The sequence below is a fragment of the Enterovirga sp. genome, assembly GCF_035325185.1.
Taxonomy (GTDB): Bacteria; Pseudomonadota; Alphaproteobacteria; order Rhizobiales; family Beijerinckiaceae; genus Enterovirga.
The window spans coordinates 1-2,863 of record NZ_DAOLAJ010000172.1 but is presented as its reverse complement, the minus strand read 5'-3'; the positions used below and the strand labels follow the sequence as shown (position 1 = coordinate 2,863).

Sequence of the window (2,863 nt, the reverse complement as noted above, 5' to 3'; positions counted from 1 at the left end):
CGGAGCAAGACCGGGCGGCCGCATCCCGGATCACGCCGCCGCGCGACGGCGGCGGGCATAGACGTCCGCGGGGTCGGGAAGACGACCTGCCGCTTGGGTTGCAGGAAGCCCCGGGCGGGCGGGGCGTTCGATCTCCTGGCCCGCGGCTTGGGTTCTACGGGCGCCCCAGATGCGGGACGCGAGTTCGCCGAACGTCTTCGGCGCGGGAGGCGTCACGGGCGGGGTCGCGGCCGGAGCGGGTGCGGCGCCGCCGTGAGCCCCGGCTCGACGGCGGCGAGCATAGATCGCGGCGATGTCGATCTTCATGGGCTTTTACCCTGTGCTTCGGCACGCCGAGCGTAGATCGCTCCGACGTCGATCGGCTTCGGTGCCCGCCCTTCGACATGCATCACGAGGCCATAGGGCGCGTCCTTCGCGCGGGCGCCAAGGGTCGGACGCGACGTCTCCAGCGCCGTCTTGAGGAAGTCGATGACATCCTCGGACGGCATGTCCGGCGCGATGGACATGAGGTTCAAGGCGGCCTTTTCCTGGCCTCGGGCAGCATCGTGCGACAGGACCGCGAAGACATGGGCGCGAGCCTCCTGGCGAGCCTGCACCATGACGCGCGGCGAACTGAGCGCAGCCGCAAGGCCCTCGGCATATCCGGCCGCGAAGAGATCCAGCGCCGGCCCGGCATGGCCGCATGCCGCCGCCGCGGCGCGCCCGTCCGCCCAATCCGCATGCGCGAGGCGCCGCCCGCCCGCGACGGCCGGAAGGCGCCCGCCGTCGAGATCGGCGAGAACCTGCTCAAGCGTCCCGACGGCGTCCGCGAGCCCGGCCTTCACGGCCTCGGCCCCGAAATAAACCGCCGCCTCGGTTGCGCGAGCCGCCCTCGCCGTGAGCCGCGAGCCGCGGCCCCTCCCGACCGTCTCGACGAACATCGACATGAGGCTGTCGACTTCGGCCTGAAGATCAGCCTTCGCGTCCTCCGAAAGCGGCCGTGTCGGATGGGCGTCGGCCTTCTTGGCGCCGGCATGAATGAGCGTGGTGGTGATCCCTTCCTTGTCGAGCGCCCTGCTGAAATCCGCGTGCAGGACGACGACGCCGATCGAGCCGGCAATCCCCGTGGGGATCGTCACGATGCGGCTCGCCGCGGAGGCGATGGCATAGGCGGCCGAGGCGGCCATGCCGTCGATCAGCGCCACGACCGGCTTTTGCGCGGCGAGGGCGCGGACGGCATCCGCCGTCTCGAAGGCGCCGACCGCCTGGCCTCCCGGCGAATCCATGTCGAGCAGGACCGACTTCACGGCCGGGTCCGCACCCGCGGCGCTGATTTGGGCCTTGATCCCCTCGTAGGAGGTCAACCCGCTATGGGCATTGAGCCACGCGCCCCGGTTCACGAGGCTGCCATGCACCTCGACGATGGCGGTGCCGGCCTCGGTGGTCCGGTACAGCGTCGAGCCGCCGCCCGCCCGGCGATGCGTGCCGACGAAGCGCGAGGCTTCCGCGCCCTCCGCTGGCCCCGCCGCGACGATGTCGAGCCCGATCCGACGCGACAGGACGCCCGCGATCGTCTCCAGCTTGGCGGGATGCAGGAGGAGCGGCCGGTTCAAAACCTGATCGGCGAGACGCGCAAGATAGGTCATGCCGCCTGCTCGCTCCCGAGGGCGTGGCTGACGGGCTCGTAGAGGACGACCGGCTGGCGCTCGACGTATACGGCCGCCGGCGCCGCCTCGCGCTCGGCGATTGCGGCCAGGATGCGCTCGGCGCCGCCGTAGCCTCCATCGAAGTCCCAGCCCGCCACCTCGCCGGCCCGGATCGGCGGGAGAGCGATCGACGCCGCAAGCTCGCGGAGATGCCCCCCGTAAGTCTCCGGGAACTTCGTGACCTTCCGGAACGGACGCCGGACCACCGGGGTGTTGGCGGGCGCATACAACGACGCGTTGGGAAGGAAGCCCCTGCCGCCGTCCTGGTCGGCAACGCGGGCGGCCATCGCGCTATCCAGCCGGTTGCCATTCTCAAAGCACCAGCACCACACGATCTCTTCCGCCATGATCCACTCGGGCTCCCGGCCCGGCGCGCTGCGCCACTCTTCGGGCCCCGAGACGTGCTCGGCTGCGGGCAGCTTCGCGTTGATCGCCGCGACGGTGATTTCGGCCTCGGCGACCTGGCGGATCACCGACCGGATATCCCCGAAGAGCGCGGGCAGGCGCGTCTGAAGGGACTCGATCGCCGTCCGGGACAGACGCTCGGCCTCGGCGCGCTCGCAAGCCAGAGCGTCGGCTGCCTCGCGAGCCTCGGCTTCGGCGAGGAGGCGCTGCAATTCGTCACGAAGCGCAATGCCGCAATCGGCGGCGCGATTGGCCGCGGCGAGCTTGCCGTCGAGGGCTTCGACGTCCGAATCCGAGCCCCGGACGAGCGCCTTGCGCCGCTCCGCCTCGATGCGCTCCACCTCAGCCTCGAGAGCGTCCACATCGACGCCGGCAGGCTGCTTGCGGATCGTGGCGGCGGCCTGCGGCTTCTCGGCTGCGCCAAGGACGAAGACCTGAAGGGCGGACAGAAGGTCGGTGACGAGGGAAGGCTTCTTGGGCATGGCGGGAATCATGCCGGAGCGCGCGGCGGGGCGCCACGATCTCAACCCGACACGACCCGACAGTCGCGGCGGGCAAGCCGCTCGGCGAGCCAGGAAGCCCGCACGAGCCACGTCCGTCCGTCACGAACCCCAATGGCCTCGCCCCTCCGCCGGCATAGCGCCTGGACAGCATCCTCGGTGATCTCCAACTCCGCGGCGGCATGCTTGACGGTCACCCATTCAAGCCCGAACGTGTCGCCGTACCGAGCGGCCTCCGCCGCATGCAGCGCAACTGCCACCTCCATGCGGGCG

4 protein-coding genes are annotated in these 2,863 nt (G+C 71.0%); all 4 read right to left on the bottom strand.

Annotated elements, in window-relative coordinates; genetic code table 11:
- Positions 1 to 30 precede the first annotated feature (30 nt).
- Complete coding sequence (locus PKD06_RS18700; RefSeq protein WP_324382809.1) at positions 31 to 306, bottom strand: hypothetical protein; 276 nt, start codon at positions 304 to 306, stop codon at positions 31 to 33.
- The gene (locus PKD06_RS18695; RefSeq protein WP_324382807.1) at positions 303 to 1,625 is read right to left on the bottom strand and encodes a S49 family peptidase; all 1,323 of its coding nucleotides are present in this window, start codon (positions 1,623 to 1,625) and stop codon (positions 303 to 305) included. Before PKD06_RS18695 ends, PKD06_RS18700 begins: the two co-directional genes overlap by 4 nt.
- Positions 1,622 to 2,572 (bottom strand): hypothetical protein, encoded by a 951-nt coding sequence (locus PKD06_RS18690; protein WP_324382805.1) that lies wholly within the window; start codon positions 2,570 to 2,572, stop codon positions 1,622 to 1,624. The genes PKD06_RS18695 and PKD06_RS18690 overlap by 4 nt, the downstream gene beginning before the upstream one ends.
- A 41-nt stretch (positions 2,573 to 2,613) precedes the next feature.
- The coding region (locus PKD06_RS18685) for a hypothetical protein (RefSeq protein ID WP_324382803.1) at positions 2,614 to 2,863 on the bottom strand (250 nt) is incomplete at its 5' end.